The 24956-nt window shown below is 39.9% G+C and carries 13 protein-coding genes; 8 read left to right on the forward strand and 5 right to left on the reverse strand.

Annotation, left to right across the window (positions count from 1 at the left end; all coding sequences use genetic code 11):
* Positions 1-472: 472 nt before the first annotated feature.
* From D7029_RS11325 to fbaB, 8 genes are all read left to right on the forward strand, one after another.
* Complete coding sequence (locus tag D7029_RS11325; protein WP_088495282.1) at positions 473-1708, forward strand: MdtA/MuxA family multidrug efflux RND transporter periplasmic adaptor subunit; 1236 nt, start codon at positions 473-475, stop codon at positions 1706-1708.
* Positions 1708-4839: an MdtB/MuxB family multidrug efflux RND transporter permease subunit gene (locus D7029_RS11330; protein ID WP_194950733.1), complete on the forward strand. Its 3132-nt coding sequence runs from the start codon at positions 1708-1710 to the stop codon at positions 4837-4839. The genes D7029_RS11325 and D7029_RS11330 overlap by 1 nt, the downstream gene beginning before the upstream one ends.
* On the forward strand, positions 4836-7919 hold the full coding sequence (gene mdtC / locus D7029_RS11335; protein WP_194950734.1) for a multidrug efflux RND transporter permease subunit MdtC: 3084 nt from the start codon (positions 4836-4838) through the stop codon (positions 7917-7919). Before D7029_RS11330 ends, mdtC begins: the two co-directional genes overlap by 4 nt.
* The gene (gene baeS, locus D7029_RS11340) at positions 7916-9292 is read left to right on the forward strand and encodes a two-component system sensor histidine kinase BaeS (protein ID WP_194950735.1); all 1377 of its coding nucleotides are present in this window, start codon (positions 7916-7918) and stop codon (positions 9290-9292) included. Before mdtC ends, baeS begins: the two co-directional genes overlap by 4 nt.
* A gap of 23 nt (positions 9293-9315) precedes the next feature.
* Positions 9316-10023: a two-component system response regulator BaeR gene (gene baeR, locus D7029_RS11345; RefSeq protein WP_194950736.1), complete on the forward strand. Its 708-nt coding sequence runs from the start codon at positions 9316-9318 to the stop codon at positions 10021-10023.
* A 120-nt stretch (positions 10024-10143) separates the two neighbouring features.
* Complete coding sequence (gene yegQ / locus D7029_RS11350; protein ID WP_075674055.1) at positions 10144-11523, forward strand: tRNA 5-hydroxyuridine modification protein YegQ; 1380 nt, start codon at positions 10144-10146, stop codon at positions 11521-11523.
* A gap of 297 nt (positions 11524-11820) precedes the next feature.
* The gene (gene yegS, locus D7029_RS11355) at positions 11821-12714 is read left to right on the forward strand and encodes a lipid kinase YegS (protein ID WP_194950737.1); all 894 of its coding nucleotides are present in this window, start codon (positions 11821-11823) and stop codon (positions 12712-12714) included.
* Between the two features lie 49 nt (positions 12715-12763).
* Positions 12764-13813 carry a class I fructose-bisphosphate aldolase gene (gene fbaB, locus D7029_RS11360; protein WP_006533078.1) on the forward strand — a complete coding sequence of 350 codons (1050 nt, stop codon included), beginning with the start codon at positions 12764-12766 and terminating at the stop codon, positions 13811-13813.
* 73 nt (positions 13814-13886) lie between these two features.
* On the opposite strand, the gene D7029_RS11365 is transcribed toward fbaB, so the two are convergent.
* From D7029_RS11365 to thiD, 5 genes are all read right to left on the reverse strand, one after another.
* Complete coding sequence (locus D7029_RS11365; protein WP_194950738.1) at positions 13887-15242, reverse strand: hypothetical protein; 1356 nt, start codon at positions 15240-15242, stop codon at positions 13887-13889.
* On the reverse strand, positions 15239-21490 hold the full coding sequence (locus D7029_RS11370) for a protein kinase domain-containing protein (RefSeq protein ID WP_228766673.1): 6252 nt from the start codon (positions 21488-21490) through the stop codon (positions 15239-15241). The genes D7029_RS11365 and D7029_RS11370 overlap by 4 nt, the downstream gene beginning before the upstream one ends.
* Before the next feature lie 23 nt (positions 21491-21513).
* Complete coding sequence (locus tag D7029_RS11375) at positions 21514-22143, reverse strand: 4Fe-4S single cluster domain-containing protein (protein ID WP_194950740.1); 630 nt, start codon at positions 22141-22143, stop codon at positions 21514-21516.
* Positions 22143-23981, reverse strand: coding sequence for an AAA family ATPase (locus tag D7029_RS11380; RefSeq protein ID WP_194950741.1), 1839 nt, complete (start codon positions 23979-23981; stop codon positions 22143-22145). The genes D7029_RS11375 and D7029_RS11380 overlap by 1 nt, the downstream gene beginning before the upstream one ends.
* A 158-nt stretch (positions 23982-24139) precedes the next feature.
* Positions 24140-24937, reverse strand: coding sequence for a bifunctional hydroxymethylpyrimidine kinase/phosphomethylpyrimidine kinase (gene thiD, locus D7029_RS11385; protein WP_194950742.1), 798 nt, complete (start codon positions 24935-24937; stop codon positions 24140-24142).
* Between the last annotated feature and the right edge of the window lie 19 nt (positions 24938-24956).

Here is a 24956-nt window from a genome sequence, read left to right on the forward strand (position 1 = left end):
GAATTTCATACTGGATTGTTATTCTTTGAAAAGAGTTCAACGCAGAGAAAAACAAGGTTGGCATTCTATCACTGGAAAGCATAATTATCTAAGAATTATAACTAACTATTGCGTTTTATCATAGTTACAGGCATTTGTACAAAATAGTTATGCGATTAAAAAAACAGCAAACAAAATAACTCACTGATAATCAATAAATTATTTTCTACTTAATTATCCCTATATAAACAATTAAGCTACGCTACTGCTTACCCTATTTTGCCAAATTATCCCTTATTGAATAACAACGATAAAATAATGCCAGTAGCAATTTGTTTTAATTGATTAAAATAACGCCAATAAAACACATTCCTTGACTTAATTTCCATATTTCCTCCATTTTTAACTGTGAAGAAACAGGTAGAATGTCACCATTCCAAATTTTCATTTCAGTATTTCTGATTAGCTAGTTGCCAGTGGGATCACAAAAGTAATGAATAAAAACAAAAATGCTAAAAAAAGAGTTTCTCTCATTATCGCTTTAATCGTCGTAATCGCAGGTGGTTACGCCTATTGGCAATTTAATGCAGCAAAAACAGCGTCGCCTGAAAATAAAGAGGCTCAAGCAACAAACTCACAAAGTCGAGGTACATCTGGATCTCGTCGCCCGCCTTTACCTCCAGTTCAAGTTGCAACATCAATACAAGAAGATGTGCCACAATTTTTATCTGCTTTAGGTACAGTAAAAGCCACAAACAGCGTAACGGTTACTAGCCGCGTTGAAGGTCAATTAATGGCATTACATTTCACGGAAGGACAACACGTTCAGAAAGGTGATTTATTAGCTGAAATTGACTCTCGTCCATTTGAAGTTCAATTAGCTCAAGCTAAAGGACAGCTTGCAAAAGATCAGGCTACATTAGCTAATGCGCGTCTTGATTTAGCCCGTTATCAGAAATTAGCAAAAACCAATTTAGTCTCACAACAAGAGCTAGATAATCAGCAAGCTTTAGTAAAACAGTCTGAAGCGAGCATTCGTATTGATGAAGCCTCTATCAGTAATGCACAACTGCAACTCACTTACAGCAAAATCACAGCACCTATTTCAGGTCAAGTGGGTTTAAAACAAGTTGATATCGGTAATTATATTTCTGGTGGTTCATCTACGCCTATCGTCGTTATCAATCAAATGGACCCTGTTGATGTACTTTTTACATTGCCAGAACAAGATCTAGCGAATGTTATTCAAGCACGTAAAAATAATGCAGATTTACCTGTCACCGCATTAGATAGAAATAATCAATTTGAATTAGCTAAAGGAAAATTATTTAGTGTTGATAACCAAATTGATGCAACAACTGGCACCATTAAATTAAAAGCGCGCTTCCCTCAGCAAGAGACGACGTTATTTCCTAACCAATTTGTCAATGTTCGTCTTTATGTCACCACATTAGAGAAAGCCGTTGTTATTCCAAATGCAGCGCTACAAATGGGTAATGAAGGTCACTTTGTTTGGGTGGTGGATAGCGAAAATAAAGTGAGTAAATTACGTGTTGAAGTTGCCTTACAAAATGCGGAAAAAGTCGTGATAGCTTCCGGTTTATCGGCAGATCAACGTGTTGTCACCGATGGTGTGGATAGATTAACTCAGGGTGCGAAAGTCGATATCGTGACACCAACAGCGCCAAAGACGAAAGAAAATAACCGTGTTGTTGCGGAGAAAGCGTAATGACCGAAAAAACACACGGTACAGGCGGGGGGCCATCTCGCTTATTTATTCTACGCCCTGTTGCAACAACCCTTTTTATGGTCGCCATACTCTTAGCCGGGATTGTCGGCTATCGTATGCTGCCCGTTTCTGCATTACCTGAAGTTGATTATCCGACGATTCAGGTCGTTACTCTCTATCCCGGAGCAAGCCCTGATGTAATGACATCAGCGGTTACTGCTCCACTAGAACGTCAATTTGGACAGATGTCTGGGTTAAAACGGATGTCGTCACAAAGCTCTGGTGGGGCTTCGGTGATCACACTGATGTTCCAATTAACATTACCATTAGATGTTGCAGAGCAAGAGGTACAAGCTGCGATAAATGCGGCGACTAATCTGCTGCCATCCGATTTACCTTATCCACCAATTTACAGCAAAGTAAACCCAGCAGATCCGCCTATTCTAACCTTAGCGGTGACTAGCTCAACATTACCGATGACACAGTTGCAAGATATGGTTGAAACTCGTATCTCGCAAAAGATTTCACAAGTTAATGGTGTCGGTTTAGTGGCATTAGCGGGTGGTCAGCGCCCTGCTGTTAGAGTCAAACTCAATGCGCAAGCCGCAGCATCTTACGGTTTAGATAGCGAAAAAATTCGTGTAGCAATTAATAATGCGAACGTTAACTCAGCGAAAGGTAGCCTTGATGGGCCAACTCGCTCTGTGACGTTATCCGCTAATGATCAGATGAAATCATTAGAAGATTACCGCCAATTAATCGTTACTTATAAAAATGGCGCGCCCATTCGTCTATCTGATATTGCAACTATTGAACAAGCACCTGAAAACAATCAGTTAGGTGCATGGGCGAATAATGAGCAGGCGATTATTATTAATGTTCAACGTCAACCCGGCGTTAACGTCATTGATACCACTGATAATATTCGTAATTTATTACCCGATTTAGTCTCTAATTTACCGAAATCAGTGAATGTTGAGATCTTAACTGATAGAACCACAACAATCCGCGCTTCAGTTAAAGATGTACAATTTGAGCTCGGCTTAGCTATCGCCCTTGTGGTGATGGTGATTTATCTCTTTTTACGTAATGGTGTCGCCACCTTAATCCCAAGTATTGCTGTACCACTTTCATTAGTGGGTACGTTTGCCGTGATGTATTTTTGTGGATTCTCTGTCAACAACCTCACCTTAATGGCATTAACCATTGCCACAGGCTTTGTTGTCGATGACGCCATTGTTGTAATTGAAAATATCTCCCGTTATCTCGAACGTGGTGATAAACCGCTAACAGCTGCCTTAAAAGGCGCTGGAGAGATTGGTTTTACCATTATTTCGCTTACCTTCTCTCTGATTGCCGTACTGATCCCACTGCTATTTATGGGGGATATTGTAGGTCGCTTATTTAGAGAGTTTGCAATCACTCTTGCTGTCGCCATTCTAATCTCTGCGGTGGTTTCACTCACATTAACGCCAATGATGTGTGCTCGATTGCTAAAACCCGAAAATGAAATCAAGCATAACCGCTTTGAAATGGCGTGCGAACGTTTCTTTGAAAGAATGATTGCAGTGTATGCAGTTTGGTTAAAACGTGTTTTAAACCACCAATGGATAACCCTTGGCGTGGCACTTAGCACATTGGTGCTGACTGTATTGCTATATATGTTTATTCCTAAAGGCTTCTTCCCATTACAAGATAATGGGCTATTGCAAGGAACCATTGAAACCTCACAATCCATCTCTTATCAAGCAATGGTAGAAAAACAGCAACAGGTCGTTGATAAATTAATTGATGATCCTGCTATTGATAATATTGCTAGTTTTGTGGGCATTGATGGAAGCAACGCAACCTTAAACACTGGCCGCTTGCAAATTACATTGAAGCCTCTTGATCAGCGAGATTCCCGTATTGATGTGATTATTCCTCGTTTACAAGAGCGTATTGCTTCTATTTCAGGAATGACTCTCTATCTGCAACCCACCCAAGATTTAACGATTGATACGCAAGTTTCTCGTACTCAGTATCAATTTACACTACAAGCAACATCATTAGATGAATTGGCTTATTGGGTGCCAAAACTTTCTCAAGCACTAAAAGATAGCCCTGAATTAACTGATATCAGCAGTGATTGGCAAGATAACGGCATGATGGCGTATATCAAAGTGGATAGAGACTCAGCAAGTCGTTTAGGCATTTCAATGAGTGAAATTGATAACGCGCTTTATAATGCTTTTGGTCAGCGTTTAATTTCAACTATCTACACTCAAGCCAATCAGTATCGCGTGGTATTAGAACAAGATATTCGTAATGGTGATGGATTGCAGGCACTTTCTGCCGTGCATTTAACGGGTAAAGAGGGTGCGATGGTACCTTTATTATCTATTGCATCCGTTGAGCAACGCTTAGCGCCACTTTCTATTAATCATCAAGAGCAATTTCCTTCGGCAACCTTCTCATTTAATGTCGCGGAACAATCTTCTCTTGAAGAAGCGGTGAAAGCAGTGAAATTGGCTGAAGAGCAAATTTCGATGCCAAGAGATATCACGACTCAATTCCAAGGTGCGACGTTGGCGTTTGAAAGTGCGCTTTCAAGTACTTTGTGGCTAATTATCGCAGCAATTGTCGCAATGTATATTGTATTAGGTGTGCTATATGAGAGCTTTATTCACCCTATTACTATTTTATCTACACTGCCAACAGCAGGTGTCGGCGCATTATTGGCGTTAATCGCCGCAGGCAATGAGCTTGATATTATTGCGATTATTGGGATCATCTTGCTTATCGGGATCGTAAAGAAAAATGCGATCATGATGATAGACTTTGCCCTTGCTGCCGAACGAGAACAAGGTTTAACGCCTTACGAAGCGATTTACCAAGCGTGTTTATTGCGTTTTCGCCCAATCTTAATGACCACAATGGCAGCCCTTTTAGGTGCTCTACCTTTAATGTTAAGTACGGGTGTAGGGGCAGAATTACGTCAGCCATTAGGGGTTTGTATGGTCGGTGGCTTAATTATGAGCCAGATCTTAACCCTGTTTACGACACCAGTGATTTATCTGTTATTTGATAAATTATCGCTCTACATCAACCGTAATAAACACGTCGAGAATAATAACGGGGCTGTATCATGAAGTTCTTCGCCCTCTTTATTCAACGACCCGTAGCAACTACGTTGCTCAGTTTGGCGATTTCGCTATGTGGTGCATTAGGGTTTATGTTGCTCCCTGTTGCTCCATTGCCCCAAGTTGATTATCCGGTTATTAATATTTACGCCTCCTTACCCGGGGCGTCGCCAGAAACGATGGCATCTTCTGTGGCAACACCGCTTGAACGCTCTTTAGGGCGAATTGCCGGTATTGATGAAATGACATCAAGCAGTTCGCTTGGAAGTACTAGCATTACGCTGGTGTTCGATTTAAACAAAGATATCAACACCGCAGCTCGTGATGTACAGGCAGCGTTAAATGCCTCACAAAGTTTGTTGCCTTCAGGTATGCCAAGCCGTCCGCGTTATTATAAATCGAATCCTTCTGATGCTCCGATTATGATCTTAACGCTCACCTCTGATACTCAAAATACAGGGGAGCTTTACGATCTCGCCTCAACACGGTTGGCACAAAAAATCTCACAGATTGAAGGTGTGAGTGAAGTTTCGGTTGGTGGAGGATCATTGCCCGCGATACGTGTCGCCCTCAATCCCGATGCGTTATTTAACCAAAATGTCAGTCTTGATGATGTTAGAAAAGCGATTAACCAAGCGAATGTGCGGCGACCTCAAGGCTTTGTCAATAACGATGAAAGTCGTTGGCAGATCCAAACTAATGATGAACTCAGTAAAGCGGCTGAATATCGCCCTGTGATCGTGCATTACAATCAAGATGCCGTTGTACGTTTAAGTGATGTGGCACAAGTTACCGACTCAGTACAAAACTCGCGAGCCGCAGGAATGAGCGGCGGAGAGCCTGCAATTTTGCTGGTTATTCGTCGTGAAGCGGGTGCCAATATCATTGAAACTGTAAATCGTATCCGTGATGAGCTTCCAGAATTACGTGAGCTTATTCCTGCAAGCGTTGACTTAAAAGTCGCACAAGATAGAACACCAACTATTCGCGCATCATTAGCAGAAGTTGAACGTGCGTTAGCCATTGCTGTGGCACTGGTCATTTTAGTTGTATTCTTATTTTTACGCTCTGGTCGCGCCACGCTGATCCCAGCGGTTGCTGTACCCGTTTCATTAATTGGTACTTTTTCAGCCATGTACCTTTGTGGCTTTAGTCTAAATAACCTTTCATTGATGGCATTAACTGTAGCGACAGGCTTTGTAGTTGATGATGCCATTGTGGTGCTTGAAAATATTTCTCGCCATATTGAGAATGGATTAAAACCTAAAGAAGCCGCCTTGAAAGGGGTTGGTGAAGTCGGTTTTACTGTCCTTTCGATGAGTATTTCTCTTGTTGCCGTTTTTATTCCATTACTGTTAATGGATGGTCTTGTTGGGCGATTATTTAAAGAATTCGCCATCACCTTAACAACGGCTATTGCTATCTCGCTATTTGTTTCTCTAACGCTAACACCCATGATGTGCGCGCATTTACTCAAAGGGATGAAACCCAAAGCGCAGTCGCATTTACGCGGTTTTGGTAAGTTACTTTTCCGCGCTCAGCAAGGTTACAGTGTCACATTGCAAGCTGCATTGCGTCATCGACGCTGGGTTATGGCCATTTTTCTCACCACATTGGGCTTAAATGCTTATTTATACATCAGTGCGCCAAAAACGTTTTTCCCCGATCAAGATACGGGTCGTTTAATGGGATTTGTGCGTGCAGACCAAAGTATTTCATTCCAATCGATGAAAGAAAAAATGACCCGTTTTATGCAAGAAATTAATGCAGATAAAGACGTCGATAGCGTAACAGGCTTTACAGGTGGAGGCCGTATTAATAGTGGATTTATGTTTATTTCCCTCAATCCACTGTCAGAGCGTACCGATAGCGCAAATCAAGTGATTAACCGCCTACGGGCAAAATTAGCTAATGAACCGGGTGCCAACCTCTTTTTAATGCCAGTACAAGATGTTAGAGCGGGTGGACGCCAAGCGAATGCCAGTTATCAATTTACATTATTAGCGGATGATTTAAGCGAGTTGCGTAAATGGGAGCCGATTGTCCGTAAAGCTTTAGGCGAACTGCCCCAGCTTGTCGATGTTAACTCTGATAAAGAAGATAAAGGTGCTGAAATGGCACTGACTTACGATCGCGATACTATGTCGCAATTAGGTATTAACGTCAGTGATGCCAATAATTTGCTGAACAATGCTTTTGGTCAACGTCAGATCTCTACCATTTATGCGCCGTTAAATCAGTATAAAGTCGTGATGGAAGTCTCTGAGCAATATACACAAGATGTCTCTGCGTTAGATAAAATGTATGTGGTCAATAATCAAGGTGAGCGCATTCCATTATCTGCATTTGCAAGTTGGTATCCGGCAAATGCGCCATTAAGTGTTAATCACCAAGGGTTATCTGCATCTTCAACTATTGCCTTTAATATTCCTGAAGGCTATACATTAGCTGATGCAATTGATTCTATTGAACGCACAATGACAGAGTTAGGTGTGCCTAATACCGTCAGAGGGACTTTTGCAGGTACAGCACAGATTTTCCAAGAAACCATCAAATCACAGCTTATTCTTATCTTAGCGGCGATTGTAACGGTCTATTTGGTATTAGGCGTGCTGTATGAAAGCTATATTCATCCGCTGACCATTTTATCTACCCTACCTTCTGCGGGTGTGGGTGCCTTATTAGCATTACAGCTTTTTAATACGCCTTTTAGTCTGATTGCACTTATTGGCATTATGTTGCTGATTGGTATTGTGAAGAAAAACGCCATTATTATGGTGGATTTTGCAATTACTGCGCAACGTGAAGGCAAATTGTCGGCTAAAGAAGCCATTATTCAGGCTAGTTTACTGCGTTTTCGTCCTATTATTATGACAACGCTTGCCGCATTATTTGGGGCATTGCCATTGATGTTAGGTAGCGGAGATGGTGCCGAATTAAGACAACCTTTAGGAATAACAATTGTAGGTGGTTTATTAATGAGCCAACTACTAACCCTTTATACAACCCCTGTTATTTATCTATTTTTTGATGGATTGCGTGAACGTTGGCAACAACGACGTATCAGCAAAAAAGAGGCAAATGCATGAAATTGAGAAGCAAGCTGTTCTTAGTGGTTTTCGCTACTTGTATGGTGGTTGTTCTCGCCATGCATATTGGTATCCGTGGTAGCTTCCAGCAAGGATTCATTGGTTATATCAAGAAAAACAGTGAACAGCGTGCAACTCTTTTAGCTGAAGCCTTAACTGAACAATATGCTTTAACAGGAGATTGGCGTTTCCTCAATAGGGATGATCGTTCTCTTTATCAAATATTACGAAGTATTGACCAAATAAGCCAAAGTAGCGAAGGCCCTCCTCCCAGAGGTTGGCGGACACAGTTTTGGATCGTTGATAAAGATATGAAGCGCCTATTTGGACATGACAATCAATTCCCCGCAGAGACATTTAAAAAACCCATTACTTTTCACGATGAAATTGTGGGTTGGGTGATTGTCAGTGCGGCAGATAAAATCAGTAGTGAAGCTGATATTAGTTTTGATAAACAACAACTACTTACCAGCTGGATAATTGCAGGTTTAACGGTTCTTTTTGCTTTATTTATCACGCTTATTCTTTCTCGCAATATGATACGCCCTGTTAAACGCCTCGTTGAGGCGACACATAAATTAGCAGCCGGTGACTTTTCTGTGCGAGTAACGCCTACAAGTAAAGATGAAATCAGTCAACTCGCTATCGACTTTAATCAACTTGCCAGCACACTAGAAAAAAATGAGCAAATTCGTCGTGATTATATGGCTGATATCTCACATGAATTGCGAACCCCTCTTGCTATTTTAAAAGGTGAACTTGAAGCGCTACAAGATGGCGTCAGAAAACCTACAACAGAAACGCTGAACTCTCTTTTATTTGAAGTCACAAATCTGACAAAACTGGTTAATGATCTCCACCAGCTTTCATTATCAGATAGAGGCTCTTTAACTTATCGTAAAGATTTTATTGATATTAATGAGGTGATTTTGTTGGCTGTGGCTTCTTATCGCCACACATATCAAACTAAAGATATTACGCTACTCACCGAGTTAGATGATTTATCGCCACTCATTGTACAAGCCGATCCTGATAGGTTGATCCAGCTTTTCCATAATCTGCTAGAGAATAGCGTGCGCTATACTTATTCAGGTGGTCAATTACATATCAGCACCCATAAAGGGCAAAACCATGTGCTTATTACATTAGAAGATAGTGCTCCGGGGCTTGATAGTGCTCAGTACAAAGTTGTTTTCCAACGTTTTTATCGTGCAGAAAACTCACGAAATCGTGCAAGTGGGGGTTCAGGTTTAGGTCTTGCGATTTGCGAAAATATCGTTGAAGCTCATAATGGTAAAATAAGTGCTATGCCTTCCTCTTTAGGTGGCATGAAAATCCTTATAGAATTACCCGCATATTCTGATGATCTTTAAGCCTATAACCATTGAGCCAATAAATGACAGTATCTGAATCGCCCTATTCAATCCTGATTGTTGAAGACGAACCTAAACTTGCCCAATTGCTTATTGATTACCTTCAAGCATCGGGTTATCAAACTCATTGGTTAGCCGATGGCGCCGAAGTAAGCCATTGTGTAAAACAGCAACATTACGATTTAATCTTGTTAGATCTCATGTTGCCAATTAAAGATGGCATTACAGTCTGTAAAGAATTACGTCAGTTTTCAGATATTCCCATCATTATGGTGACGGCTAAAACAGAAGAAGTTGATAGATTACTTGGGCTTGAAATTGGTGCTGATGATTATATTTGCAAACCCTACAGCCCAAGAGAAGTGGTAGCTAGAGTCAAAACCTTATTGCGTCGTTTTTATCGACCACAAGATATTGTTCAAAGCGATAAATTAGTCCTTATTGATGAACAGGCTTATCAAATCCAATACAACAATAAAATTCTCGACTTAACGACTGCGGAATTTCGTTTACTAAAAGCCTTAGCCACGCAACCCGGCAAAATATTAACTCGCGATCAGCTAATGGATCACCTTTATGATGACTACCGCATTGTGACGGATAGAACCATTGATAGTCATATTAAAAACTTACGACGTAAACTTGAGCAACTTAACGATCAAATTGAATTTATTCGCTCAATTTATGGTCAAGGTTATCGTTGGGAAACCCAAGCTTACCGTTTTCGATGATATTTTTTCAGGAATACATTGAACCTCGCTACACTTAAGCGCTAGAATCCACCCCTTTATGATATACCCCTACCCAATGTGTGGGGGACTGACTTGAAATCAGAACCAGGAAATTTAACCATGTTTACACCCGAATTGCTCTCTCCTGCTGGCTCATTAAAAAATATGCGCTATGCATTTGCTTATGGCGCAGACGCCGTTTATGCAGGTCAGCCACGTTATAGCTTACGTGTGCGTAATAATGAGTTTAACCACGAAAACCTTGCTAAAGGTATTCAAGAAGCCCACGAATTAGGTAAGCGCTTCTATGTTGTGGTTAATATCGCACCGCATAATGCTAAATTAAAAACCTTTATCCGTGACTTAAAACCCGTCATTGATATGGGCCCTGATGCGCTGATTATGTCTGATCCGGGTTTGATCATGATGGTGCGTGAAGCCTTCCCTGAAATGGATATCCACCTTTCAGTGCAAGCCAATGCCGTTAACTGGGCAACCGTAAAATTCTGGCGTCAAATGGGATTAACTCGTGTGATCCTGTCTCGTGAACTCTCTATTGATGAAATTGCTGAAATTCGTAAACAAGTTCCTGATATGGAATTAGAAGTTTTCGTTCACGGTGCATTATGTATGGCTTACTCAGGTCGTTGCCTGTTATCTGGCTATATTAATAAGCGTGACCCAAACCAAGGTACTTGCACTAATGCTTGCCGTTGGGAATATAAAGTCGAAGAAGGTAAAGAAGACGATGTAGGTAATATCGTTGAAAAATACACACCAATCCCAGTTAAAAACGTTGAGCCTACTTTAGGTGTTGGCGCGCCAACAGACAAAGTCTACTTAATTGAAGAAGCAAAACGTCCTGGTGAATATATGACTGCGTTCGAAGATGAACACGGTACTTATATCATGAACTCTAAAGACTTACGTGCGATTGAACACGTTGAGCAATTAACTCAAATGGGTGTGCATTCGCTGAAAATTGAAGGTCGTACTAAATCCTTCTATTACTGTGCCCGTACAGCTCAAATGTATCGTCGTGCTATTGATGATGCAGTTGCAGGCAAACCCTTCGATCCAACACTGCTAACGACATTAGAAGGCTTAGCACACCGCGGTTATACAGAAGGTTTCTTACGTCGTCATACTCATGATGCATATCAAACTTATGAATATGGTTATTCTGTCTCTGACACTCAACAATTTGTCGGTGAATTTACAGGTAAACGTGTAAACGGTTTAGCCGAAGTTGATGTTAAAAATAAATTTGTTTTAGGTGATAGCCTAGAATTAATGACACCAACTGGAAATATTCAATTTACGTTAGAAGAGCTGTTTAACAAAAAACAACAGCCAACCGATGTTGCACCAGGCAATGGTCACATGGTTTATTTATCTGTTCCTGAAGATGTTGATTTAGATTTTGCACTGCTGATCCGCAACCTACAAGGTACAACAACACGCCAACCGCATAAAATTGATGCGGTAGAAGTGAAGTAAAGCGTCATAATCTGATTTAAAGTGGTCAATTTCAAATACAGATCACATCAATAATGATTTGTTTACCGTATCATCAGTTCCGAAAAATAAAGAACTAGAATGAATACAGTAAGACTAGGAACCACCTCCTTGGCAAATCCAATCTCCCTTGGATTTGCCTTTTCTTTTTATACCCTTCTTAGTAACTCTCTCTCACATAAAGCCCACTCCCTTTTTCGTTATCATTTGTAAAAAAAATAGTAATTTTCTCGATATCCATTACCTTTAAAAGAGTGATTCAATTAAAGGGACTCATCAATGAGTAAAATTAGTTTGCTAATCATTAATGGAAAAAGCGCTAACAACAGTGCATTGAGAAAAGCGGTTTACCAATTACGTAACGAAGGTTTTGATCTCCAAGTAAGAGTGACTTGGGAATCCAGTGATATACAACGTTTTGTACAAGAAGCTATCGATATGCAAGCCGAAACGGTGATTGCCGCAGGCGGCGACGGAACGATTAATAGTGTTGTTTCTGAATTAATTAACCTCTCACCCTCATCTTTACCGACACTTGGCATTATTCCCTTAGGTACAGCAAATGATTTTGCCACCAGCGCACAAATTCCTCGTGATATGGAAAATGCACTTAACTTAGCCGTTAAAGGCCGAGCAATACCTATTGATGTAATCGCGGTGAATAAGACTCACTATTTTATCAATATGGCATCAGGGGGTTTTGGAACCAAAATCACAACAGAAACGCCTGAAGCATTAAAGTCTGCATTAGGTGGCGCTGCTTATTTTATTAATGGTCTTTTAAGTATCGATTCTTTAAAAGCGGATCATTGCACAATTGAAGCGGAAAATTTTCACTGGGAAGGTGAGTCTCTTATTTTGGCTATCGGTAATGGCCGTCAAGCGGGTGGCGGACAGAAATTGTGTTCTGAAGCCTTAATTAATGACAATAAACTTAATCTCACCATCGTTGAAGCTCATGAACTTCTCCCTTCAATTTTAAGTAGCATGTTTGATAGCAAAAAGAATGACAAGATAATCGAGCGAGAAAGTCGCTGGGTAAACATTAGTGCTTCTCATGAAATGGTGTTTAATTTAGATGGAGAACCCCTTTTAGGGAATAAATTTGAATTTATTGTGTTACCTGAAGCGATCCACTGCCGGTTACCGCCTCAATGTGACTTGTTATCTTAATGTAGATAAATGACAATCACTCTCATCTCATCATGAACTGGAGTATGTAATGACTGATATAGTAAGTTTGTTAGGTGCTGATGCAAAATCATTATTAGAACATCGTTGCCAAACCATCCCGAGCGAAAATCTCTACCTGCCAGGTTCTGACTTTGTTGATCGTGTTATGATTGATAACAATCGCCCTAATAGCGTATTACGTTCAATGCAAACCCTGTTTAATCACGGGCGTTTAGCGGGAACGGGTTATCTGTCTATTCTACCTGTTGACCAAGGTGTTGAGCACTCTGCCGCAGCCTCTTTTGCAGCAAACCCACTCTATTTTGATCCGAAAAATATTGTTGAGTTAGCGATTGAAGCAGGTTGTAACTGTGTTGCCTCTACTTATGGTGTTCTTGCTTCTGTTTCTCGTCGCTATGCACACAAAATCCCTTTCCTTGTGAAACTAAACCACAACGAAACCCTAAGCTACCCAGCGCAATATGACCAAACACTGTATGCCAGTGTAGAACAAGCTTTTGAAATGGGTGCTGTTGCAGTGGGTGCGACCATTTACTTTGGTTCACAAGAAAGCCGTCGCCAAATTGAAGAGATCTCAATGGCATTTGAGCGTGCTCATGAATTAGGTATGGTCACAGTATTATGGGCTTATTTACGTAACCCAGCCTTTAAGAAAGATGGCGTTGATTACCATGCAAGTGCAGATTTAACTGGTCAGGCAAACCATTTAGCCGCAACAATTGGTGCTGATATCGTTAAACAAAAAATGGCTGAAAATAACGGTGGTTTTAAAGCGATTGGTTTTGGTCATACTGATGAGCGTGTTTACACAAAACTCACCACTGAAAACCCAATTGATTTAGTTCGTTACCAATTAGCAAACTGCTATATGGGTCGTGCGGGATTAATTAACTCTGGTGGTGCTTCTGGTAATAATGATCTTGAAGATGCTGTTCGTACCGCGGTTATTAATAAACGTGCTGGTGGTATGGGTCTGATCTTAGGACGTAAAGCGTTCAAGAAATCAATGAAAGACGGCGTTGCCCTAATTAATGCAGTACAAGATGTTTATCTAAATAAATCTGTCACTATTGCTTAATTGATTGCTTAACTGGTCGATTTAAACGTGAAAGCCACTCAACTTGAACTGAGTGGCTTTTATTGTTTATTGCTTAGCGGTTAAACGTTTTTGGTTTGTGCACTTGTGTTACTGCATGTTGATGGGCAGTATCTTCACGCTCGATCACTTTCATTGCATTTTGCCCAGCGGGCAATGCTCGCTCAACTAATAACTCCGCGTGAGACTTCGCTAAAATCGCTTGTAATTGCTGATGTTGACTACACCAAATGGCATCAACATCTTTATCACGTGTCGTATCACGTTGATGTGTTAACGCCACTGTTCTTGCTTGAAAACGCGCCTGTTTTCCGCCTAGTTCTAAGCCATAATCAGGAATAGTGGCATGAGGCACAACAACTTGCCCATTATCAAGCCACGAATTTACTGCATTTTTATGCACCACATAGCCTAACTCACTTAAGCCAGCTAATACGGCTGCGCATTGCTGCCTCATCGAAAATTGTTGCTCGTGAGTTTCAATCGCCTGTTTTAGCTTGGCGATCATCACATCAAGTTGTTCGGCTGTTGCTAATGAGGCAACTGCTTCTGTATCACGACTCAGTGTCAGCATCTCTTTATCATCAAAGCTTTCAAGCTCTGCACATAGACGTGCTAATTCTTCCATTAACTCAATGCGTCTTATGCTATTACGCAAGCTTTCAGCCATATTCATTATCAGTGAATCTGCCAGTAAACGCTGTTTCTTGCTATCAGAAAGCTTTTGCATTTCAATAAGCTGATTTGCATGATGATTAGTTTCTACTTCATTCCCCACTAGCCGTAACTTTTCAATCATCAATTCAATTTGGTGGCATTGCTGTGCAAATGGGCTTTGAGGCTCACCACTTTGCCATAACTGTTGGGTGTATGTGGATTGTGCTTTTAATTGCGTCAATAATTCAGTTTGAGCGGGGCTAAGTTGTGCTTTTTGCGCCTCAATTTCACCCGTTACACGAAATAGCAATAAGCTAATTTCTTCCGCACTCATGTTTTCGCTGAGTTCAATTTCAGCCTTCAAAACACTATCAGAAGCTAATTGTGATTTTAATTGTTTTAACAGTACCGATGATTTTTGTTTGCCCTGTTGGATATGACGTGCAAGCGCTTTTTCTTCAATCACTTGTTCGCGTAGATTTTTCATATCCTGTCGTAACGGTGCAATAAACTGGCTTAATTTTTCTGTTAATCGACTCACTGAATAGGCATCTAATGCATCCAATTGCGAGTTATCTTTAATCAATGCATTAAAAGCAAATTCAATTTGGCTCACACGTTCATCTTGATAGGTGAGTTGTTCAACTAATGCCTTCCATTGCTTAAATTGTTTTTTGCTATTCGCTAATTGTCGATGATAACGGATAACATTGGTTTCTTTTACAGAGACATAATGTACTGATGAACTCATCATTCACTCACTTTTTCATTCAGTAAAGAGGCATATTGTAAGGCTTCAAGAAGTTGTTGTTGTGCTTCTTGGCGATGATAAAACCATTGTGTCAACGAAACGCGATAATGATAAGGCACCACTTTACGCAAAATATCTTTTCTCCATAACTCACGAGCACAAGCCTGAGATAACCACTCATGTTGTGGCATATCGCACTCAATTCCCATCAGTAATTTGCCTTGCTGCTCATCTTCGATTAAACAGTCAAAAGAGAAAATACCAACTTGTTGTGATGGTGCAATATGATATCCCTGAGACTCAATAAAGCGTTTCACATCAATAACAAACTGATCGTTTACCTGATCTTGTGTTGCTACACTGGCTTGAGTTCGGCATAAACGGGCTAATAAACGTTTATTTTCCTCTTGTTTATTAATCTGATGGCAATGGCTTGCGTAAGTTAAATAGCCTTGTAAGTAATCACGTGGGATCTCAGGGTGTTTATTAGTACTTAATAAGTCAGAGATTTCATCAATCGGCATTGATGACATGATCACCACTTGCTTTTTCGCTCTGGTGATCGCGACATTTAAACGACGCTCTCCTCCAGTTTGCCCTAATACACCAAAATTACGTCTAAAAGTGCCTTGGGCATTACGACCAAATGTCGTCGAAAACAAAATAACATCTCGCTCGTCACCCTGCACATTTTCAACGTTTTTCACAAAAAACGACATATCTTCATCGTTATCTAAGCGCGCGCATTCTTCGGTATAAGCCTTTAAAAAATCCACGTCATAGTCATTGCGATCACGAATATGTTGGTTAATTAATTGAGCTTGTTTCTGATTAAATGTCACCACACCTACAGAAGGACGTTTATCAAAAGGCGCCTGCCATAATGCTGCTAAATGCTCAACGATTGCCAATGCCTCTTTCTCATTGGTTTGATTAATATAAGTGCCATTAATCGCCATAAAATGCAGTGGTTTTACCGTACTAATGGTTTTCGCTGAGTGTTGAGCCGGAATATTCAGCCGATTTTCGTAAAAGGCATAATTTGAGAAATTAATTAATTCTCTAAATACCGAGCGATAGTGAATATCTAAGGTATGAATAGGCAATACGGTTCGTGCCAAATGAAGCAAGTCAGGGCAATGGCAAATTTGGCTTGAGTCCCATTGCTCACTGCTTTTCTCTTGTTGTTCATCTTCCTCGTTATCGTTATCTTCGTCGTCTTCATTTTCGTTAAATTTACCGCTGAAGAAAGATGAAGGCGGCATCTGTTTCTCATCACCACTCACAATGGCTTGTTTGCCGCGATATAACGTCGGTAATGCAAATTCAATAGGCATTTGCGAGGCTTCATCATAAATAACGCTATCAAAAAGTCCTGCTTTTAAAGGCAATATTTGGCTTGCCACATCTGGCGTCATCAACCAAATAGGGCGTAATCTTAACAATCCCATTTGAGTCGCTTCATCAATAAACTCACGTAACCGTAATGCTCTAGGCCCAGTTAAGCGTGTTATTCTCTCCCAATGACGCGCATTTTCAATTTTTGATAATTCGATATTTTCAGTTAATAGCTCACGATTAACTTGTTGTAACCGCTGATATTTTTCTGTCAATTGCTCGATATATTCCTGCAATTGTTGAGCAGTATGCGTCTTTAATACTGCGTTTTTTATTTCAATTTCAGTTTTAACAGCAACATAAAATAAATCACTCAATGTTGCTTTTAAAAGCTCGACAGGATTAGAAAATGAACTTTCATTTTCATCAAGCAATTGGCGTGATAATGCTAAAACTTGCCAATCATTGTGCGTAAAATGCGTTGTTCTTTCTCGAAATAGCTGAAATTGACTTAAAAAAGGTAAGCTTTGAGCTAGTTGCTGTAATCTGGTTGTCAGCAACTCGCCTTGATTAATTGCATCATAAAATTGCTGATAACAGAGTTCGGTGAGAGTTGCTTGTAAGCCAGCTAATTTAGCGAGGCTAGTTTGCTGTGCTTTAGCGCGAACAATGGCGTTCTCAATTTCTAAACATTGCTGTTCAAAGCCCTGTTTTTTCGCTGATTGAATGGACTCAACAAAATGTTCAGGTTGAGGATATAACGCTAATATCGCAATATCATCGCAACAGGCTTTAAGCTCAATGAGAACATTATTTATTGTGTTCTGCCACTGCGTATTTTGTTGATTGAGGTGCTGTTCTAGCCCTAATTGTTGATAAATAGGTTGCAACTCTTGGTGCAACAAACGCCATTGTTGTTCTGTGGTGATGGTTTTATGTAGCGTAATATAGTGTTCGGCTTTATCTTCTATACCACTTTGCGCCATAAAGTCTTTTAACTTGCTGTTTCGACTATAATAATAAGGATTTAAGAAGCGTAAGAATGAAGGTTTGATCTTGTCAGTAGCTGCTCTTGATAACGTTGCTAACATGGCATTATCTAACGAAGCGAGTAAGCGGAAAATTAAAGGATCGCAACCTTCACTATCAATTTGCTGTAAACGTGTCTCTAATTGCGCCAATTGAGCAATTAACTGCTCACCTTTACCTTGCTTACCTTGTTCATTTAAAAACAGAGTTAACCAATGAGATAAATTTTCCCATTGTTGAGTATTACGATTTTTTAACTGCTGTTTACACTGCTCTAGTGTTGTTTCGTGAGTCGTTAATTTATCGATTGTAATTTGTTGATAAGGCAAGTTGTATACTGCATCACGTTGTTTTTCTGCTTCGATAAATAGCGTGATATTTTCATTAAATTGGCGATATAGCGTACTTTCAGGTGAGAACAATACAACACCATTTAATGGTGTGTTTTCATAATTAATCGCATACCAATCTAAACCATATAACGTTAAGTTATCGATAAGCTGAACAAAAGTTGTTTTATTATATTGAGAAAGCAGTGAGGTTAATTTATCCGAACTTATTGTTAGCTTTTGTTGTGACTCTAATTCGAGTAATCCAGATAACACTTCTCGATATGAATAATCATATTGTTTATCCGTTAGATATAACGCTTTATAGTAGGCATCTAATGTTGTTTCATAAAATTGAATTAAGTTAAGCGTTCTATCACGATTAAAAGGGGTATCTTGCTTAACATCTGCAATCAACTGCCGTTTACGCTCTAATTGTAGTTGTTCTCTAATTGCTGAAATAATCTCTCGCCCTTTAGGGTTTTGATGAATAATCAGCACCCTATCTTGCAATCCATTTGCAACTAATCGTTTATACACTACATCCAGCGCAGCAGGCTTTTGGCAAAGCACCAGTGCTGTTTTTTGCCGTCCTATTGCATCAGCAATTAAGTTAACAATAGTTTGGCTTTTACCTGTTCCCGGAGGCCCTTCTATTAATAACCCCGTTTTCTTTCTTGCCGCTTGAATAATGGTATTTTGAGAAGGATCTGCCAGCGACAGCAAATAGTTATCAGCCAATGGATCTTGTGTTTCTAACGTTTTTGCCTGTGTATTGACTTGCAACATAGTGGCAAGAGCCGTGCCGTTGATAGGTAAATTGGCAATTTGTTGTAAATCAGCACTTATCATCTGCCCAATAAAAGAGGTATGAAATAACACTGCTGAACAATGAATATAAGCACTGTTTTCTGGTATTTCTTTAGTTAATGAAGGCAACGAGCTTAGTGAATGTTCAGTTGTGGTTAATAACGACGAAAGTGTGCTCATCATTTCACTAACACTCAAGCCTGTTTGTGACATTAAGCTATCGAGCACCTTTTGCCATTCATTAACCGCAGGAATACCGACAAAATTCGCCAGAGCAGGATTTAAACGCACTGAGGCACGCTCTGTATCAAACCCAATTTGCACAGCACCTAGAGTGCCACCCAAAATATTCATTGAAACAGGCCACAAGAAAAGCGGTGCAATGCGCGGTTTTATTTTATTAGGTTGCGTATTTAGTACTAAAAAAGGAAAGCCTAAATACATGCCGTTGATACCCGTATCTCGTTGGTAAGACTGAGTATTCTGTTGTAAGAGCCACAAGCGATTATTTAATTTTTCACGCTGACGTAATACTTCACCCTCTAATGAAAACAGCCTTTTCTTGCGGTTAATTAAATGCTCAAGTAAGTTTGTCGCTTTTTCATTATCAGAACAGCATTCAATTAAATCAACACGCCCCGCATTTGGTGTTAAACGCATTCTGACTAAATTACCGCGTTGACTTGTAGAAACTAGTTTCTTAGCAAAAAAATGCAATACTTCTAAAATATATTTTTGTGATTCAGGTATTTGCCATTGTTCAATGGGAATACAGAGCATCACAATAATATGCTCAAGAGGCAATCTACGAGTTAAAAGGAAATCATCAGCCCATCTATCAATAATATCGATATTAACACGCTTAAAATCCCCTATTCTTTCACTCAGTTGTTCAATAAGTTGATATCGAGGTGTGGCTAATAATGTTTTGGCTTGTTGTTTATCAAACGTATTAATAGCAAGATTACTGGCTAATTTAGCTGCATTATTCACCAGCAAATCTAATGTGATATATTGCCCAATCTCTGCACTTAATAACAAAATATAGTCATTTTCATGCATGTTTTTACGATCAATTAATGCTCGTAGATTTTCATTATAAGCATCAGGAAATTCTGCACGAATAATCTCCCAACGAGCCACTAATTGGCTTAAAGAGGTGATTAACAAATAAAGCTGTAAGCTTTCTTCATTTAATGGAATACGTTGTTGTTGTGCTCTTTCTCGAACAGTGCATTGACGATAATAAAGCTGAACAAGCCAATGTGTTTCATCAATAGATTGCAATTCCGTGGCAAGAGGCTGACAAATTAATTGATAACCTAATGAAGGATGCTCTAAAAGCCATGAAGGTGTAATGATCTCGCCACGGTAAATCAATGGCATATTCGGATTTAAAATTCGTAACGCGAGAGTAAAACGTAAACTTGGTTCAATCTCTTGTTTTTCAACTAATGACTGCAATTGGGCGACTTGCTTTCCGCTATTATCAAATTGGCTTAACCAAGTTGTGATTTCACCATGAAGAAGTAATTGCGTTGCTTGATCCCAATATTGTGCTTGTGCAGCCACCATCGCAAACGCATCAGGTTGATTGAATTGATGATCTGCAAATTGAAATTGATAATATTGCTGGCTTCCATTGTTGTAATTAATATCGGGCGCTTGTACCGCTAAGCCTTGTAACCACGCATTAACCTCGTTCCATTGCCAGCGTTGAAAACGATCACGGCAAAGCAAACCGCGTAAAAGTAATTGAATATTGGGTTCTAAATCATCCGGTAATTCAACACCATTAGTCATGACTTGAATTAAAAACGCATTATCATGGATATGTTTAAAACAGGCTCCTTGCGTTAATTGCTCAAGTAAAATGATCCCCAAACTCCACCAGTCTGATGCCGCCGAAACACCCCCCGCTAATATTTCTGGCGCACTATAACGTGAAATTTCAAGCGGAGAGACAATATCGAGATCGAACTCAGATAAACATGCCGAACCATATTCGATCACCACAATATCAAGGGGATCACGAGCGCGGATCATCAAGTTTGAGGGCTTTAAAGCACGATGACGCACACCATGTTCAGTTAATGCCGCAATCGCCGTACCTAATTCGGAGACTAATACATTAATTTCATCTGGTTGCCAAAAGTCACCGCGTTCAATAAATTGGCTTAGTGAACCACCGTTTAATCGCTCAGTAACGTGCCAAGCGCGATTCTCCCATCGCCCCGTTTCGTAAAATACAGGAATATGGTCAGTAGAGATTAGATTTAAGACTTGATAAATAGCAGGATCAGGCTCTTCACCTTTAAGATAGAGTGTTAACACACCTTCTTGATCTGTTTTGATATTGCTTACGTTATAGCGTTCTCTTTCACTATTAATAGAATTGATACGTTGTTCAAGACGCCAATCACCAATCAATCTAAACGTTTCATTATCGCTAACGTCGTTATTTTCAATCTCATCAGCCGGATCAGCACCACATTCAAAACAGATAAAATCATCTTCTCCCATCAAGTGTCCGTTAATACACTTTCTAGGCTGATCGTGATTAAGATCGGGAATTATCGCAGGTGTATCAATGGAAGAAGATATTGGAGGAGATGGACGCCACCCTGACTCATGAATAGGTTCAATCGTTAGATCCCATCCACAAAGCTTATCATTCACTTGTCCTGCACAGAAAATTTCGGTTAACTGACGCTCAGTTTGGCAGTGAGGACAAAAACGTATCATGGTCATCCTTTATTCTATCTCTCTTATCTTTTTATCTGTTTTAATTGAATATCTTGTTGTGCTAATACTTCACGCAAACGAGCCATATCACCCTTTTGAGGAATACCTGTAAGGTAAATAAGTCCTTGGCTATCCATTGAGAGATCAAGCACTTTATCTTCTTCGGTTACGCTTCTATCAAAAGCACTAAAACGCGCACTCCCCATCGCCGTTAAGCAATGAAGTTGCTGATTATCACTGCCTCGTAACATCAAACTTTGCGTAGTTTCCACTTGATATCGACCACTCATCAACGCATCAATTAAGCCTGACATTTTAGTGACTTGAGGTTCTATCTCATCCCAGTGATAACCACTGTAAATAAAAATATCCCCTGTGAATTGCTGACGTAGCGCGATTAATAACGCATAAAGCGCCTCTGGCTGTTCAAAAGGTTCACCACCCGAAATCGTAATACCATCAGCAAATGCAAACCAAGGTTGAATTTGTTGAATAAGTGCATCAACTGAGGAGCTTTCGGCTTTGCTTTCCCATGTATCTGGTGATAAACAGCCTTTACAGCGTAAAGAGCATCCTTGAAACCAGATACCAATTCGTTTTCCTGGCCCTAATGTTGTCACTGGAAAGTGAATTCGAGATAAACTGATCTGCATTAATTTGCCTGTGGCACCAAAATAATATTGGTCATTTCACCTATTTGAATATCCGCAATTTGATAGGCTTTTCCGACTGCTAAATCACTGTCAAAAATAGCTCTTGATAGCGGGTTAATTAAATAAACCTCTAATTGGTTACGAATACCACGACCACCATTTGATAAATCAGATAAACAGTAGGATTTTAACGTTGATTTAGCCGCCTCTGATATCGACAATGTGAGTGATTGTTTATCAAGGCTAGATAAGATATTTGCGACCATTTGTTCAAATATCTGCTCTGCAACATCTTCTCGAATAAAATCAAAAACAATAATATTTTCACCAATACGGTTTAATAATTCAGGTCGATTTAAAACTAATTTAAAATGACGCTCTATTTCACTTTTTACTTTACGGCTGACATTTTCAAACGGTTCATGAGGCAGGACATTCGCCACTCTTTCACCATTATTATCAACGCGATAAATTCCAAGGTTTGAGGTGAATATAATTAAAGCTTCAGAAAAATAGACGCGATCACCACGCCCAGAAGTTAATACCCCATCATCAATAATTTGTAGGAATTTATCCATTAAATGAGGATGTGCTTTTTCTATTTCATCAAATAACACAACACTAAAAGGTTTTTCACGAATAGCATTGGTTAATTCACCACCAGAGTCATAACCGACATAACCTGGAGGCGCACCAATTAAACGTTGATCTGCATGTTCGGCACTAAATTCAGACATATCAAAACGAATATAAGCACTTTCATCACCAAACAGCAATTGTGTCACCGTTTTCGCTAACTCCGTTTTACCCACCCCCGTTGGTCCGGCTAAAAATAGCACGCCCCGAGGTCTTCCGCCTTTATTGCTACCGACACCCGTCATTGCACGCTTAATAATATCTAACAAATGCGTGACCGCATGTTGTTGCCCTTTAACACGACGTTGTATTACTTGTGGTGCGTTACGAATTTTTTGTTTATCGATTTTTTGCCAAGGATCTTCCGTAATACCGACTTTGTAACGTCTTACCGCATCACTAATTCGCGTTATTTCCACTTCTTCGATACGCGCTAATTGCACTATCGCGACTAAATCCAGCAGTAATAGCCCCTCTGTTTCATCAATAAAATCATTAAGAAGTGACTCTTTTTCACTCTCAATAAGCGATGAAAATCCTGCCAATGACACCAATAAATTAGGTGCTAGCGCTCTGCGGATCTGGCTATCGGGTTTTGCAACAGGAATGGCGCGAATTCGAGGATTATTAACGGTAAACCAATCCGGTAAATCAGTCTCTTTTTCCACTACCCAAAAAACGCTATTAAAGAAAGGTTGATTATGTTCGCCGGCGGGTCTTGCTTTAGCTTGATGAGAAGTCACTAATGCTCGTGTAAATAAGCTATGTTCGGCAGGCGTAAGATTATCACGATGAGAAAGCAAGCAAGAGGCGAAATCGATACATAACGCAATCGGCTGACCCGTTATTGTTTGCCATTTTTCTAATACGCTATTTAAGCTGTCGATATTACCTGATGCGCGATCGCCCGTGACAGTTAATCCTAATTGTTGCATTAACATTGCGCCATCTTGTAAAGATTGCGTAGGATTAGCTACCCATTGAAAACCCGTTAACGGCGTGTAAGTGATGATATGAACGTAACCCACTTCATACAAACTGTTATAAAGTGTCTGGTTAAAAGGCAGTGGTGTTATTATATTGGGCGCAATTTCACTGGCTTGTAAGTCGCGTACATTACCAAATAACACAAACTGGCTTTTCAATGGAATAAAGCGAAGTAAATCACGTAACCAGCGTGGTTTTTGAAAAGCAGTATTCATATCATCCCTTAATGAAAATAAATTATATCTTACCTTAGTTCCTCAATATACAGGCTGTTTATATTGAGGACAGTGTTAATTATCTAGAGAGTTTGATCATAAAAATGAAAATAGAGCCATAAAGACTCTATTTAAGATAAGTGTTGTTGTAAGCCACATTACCACCAGCGATGAAAATGATGTACAGGGCCGAAGCCTTGTCCAACTTCTAAACTATCGGCATGTTCTAATGCTTGCTGTAAATAGGCTTTTGCTTGTTCAACACAAGTTTGCCAATCAGAAACTTGAGGACGAATAGCCGCTAAAGCGGCTGAAAGAGTACATCCTGTACCGTGGGTATTTTTTGTATTAACGCGTTTTGAAGTAAATCGCCACTCGCCATCTTGAGTAAATAACCAATCAGGGCTTTCATTTTCAGTTAAATGTCCCCCTTTCATCAACACCGCTTTGCATCCTTGTTTTAGTAATGCATAACCTTGTTGTTTCATCGTTATTTCATCTTTAGCGACTTCACAACCTAGCAGTGCTGCTGCTTCAGGTAAATTAGGCGTGATCAAATCAACCAAAGGCAAAAGCTGATTAACCATTTTATTAACTGCATCAGGCTGCAATAGCGGATCACCACTTTTTGCAATCATCACAGTATCAAGTACAACAAAAGGAATCGCATATTGCTGAAGTTTATTACAAACCACATCAATAATCGCGGCATTAGAGAGCATACCAATTTTGGCACTATCAATGCGAACATCAGATAAAACAGCATCTAATTGAGCAGCAACAAAATCGGGGGATAAATCATAGACACGACGGACACCACAGGTATTTTGAGCAACAAGTGCTGTCATTACTGTCGTGCCATAAACACCCAGTGCGGAAAATGTTTTCAGATCAGCCTGAATACCTGCACCACCACTAGGATCGGTGCCTGCGATAGACAATGCATTGAATCTCACTGATTAACTCCTCCTTTCA

Origin of the sequence: Proteus vulgaris, assembly GCF_016647575.1 — a bacterium.
Lineage (GTDB): Bacteria > Pseudomonadota > Gammaproteobacteria > Enterobacterales > Enterobacteriaceae > Proteus > Proteus mirabilis_B.

Bases quoted from the DNA above. Each gene is read 5' to 3' on its own strand.
- D7029_RS11325 (WP_088495282.1), top strand. From the start codon at position 473: ATGAATAAAAACAAAAATGCTAAAAAAAGAGTTTCTCTCATTATCGCT.
- D7029_RS11330 (WP_194950733.1), top strand. From the start codon at position 1,708: ATGACCGAAAAAACACACGGTACAGGCGGGGGGCCATCTCGCTTATTT.
- mdtC (WP_194950734.1), top strand. From the start codon at position 4,836: ATGAAGTTCTTCGCCCTCTTTATTCAACGACCCGTAGCAACTACGTTG.
- baeS (WP_194950735.1), top strand. From the start codon at position 7,916: ATGAAATTGAGAAGCAAGCTGTTCTTAGTGGTTTTCGCTACTTGTATG.
- baeR (WP_194950736.1), top strand. From the start codon at position 9,316: ATGACAGTATCTGAATCGCCCTATTCAATCCTGATTGTTGAAGACGAA.
- yegQ (WP_075674055.1), top strand. From the start codon at position 10,144: ATGTTTACACCCGAATTGCTCTCTCCTGCTGGCTCATTAAAAAATATG.
- yegS (WP_194950737.1), top strand. From the start codon at position 11,821: ATGAGTAAAATTAGTTTGCTAATCATTAATGGAAAAAGCGCTAACAAC.
- fbaB (WP_006533078.1), top strand. From the start codon at position 12,764: ATGACTGATATAGTAAGTTTGTTAGGTGCTGATGCAAAATCATTATTA.
- D7029_RS11365 (WP_194950738.1), bottom strand. From the start codon at position 15,242: ATGATGAGTTCATCAGTACATTATGTCTCTGTAAAAGAAACCAATGTT.
- D7029_RS11370 (WP_228766673.1), bottom strand. From the start codon at position 21,490: ATGATACGTTTTTGTCCTCACTGCCAAACTGAGCGTCAGTTAACCGAA.
- D7029_RS11375 (WP_194950740.1), bottom strand. From the start codon at position 22,143: ATGCAGATCAGTTTATCTCGAATTCACTTTCCAGTGACAACATTAGGG.
- D7029_RS11380 (WP_194950741.1), bottom strand. From the start codon at position 23,981: ATGAATACTGCTTTTCAAAAACCACGCTGGTTACGTGATTTACTTCGC.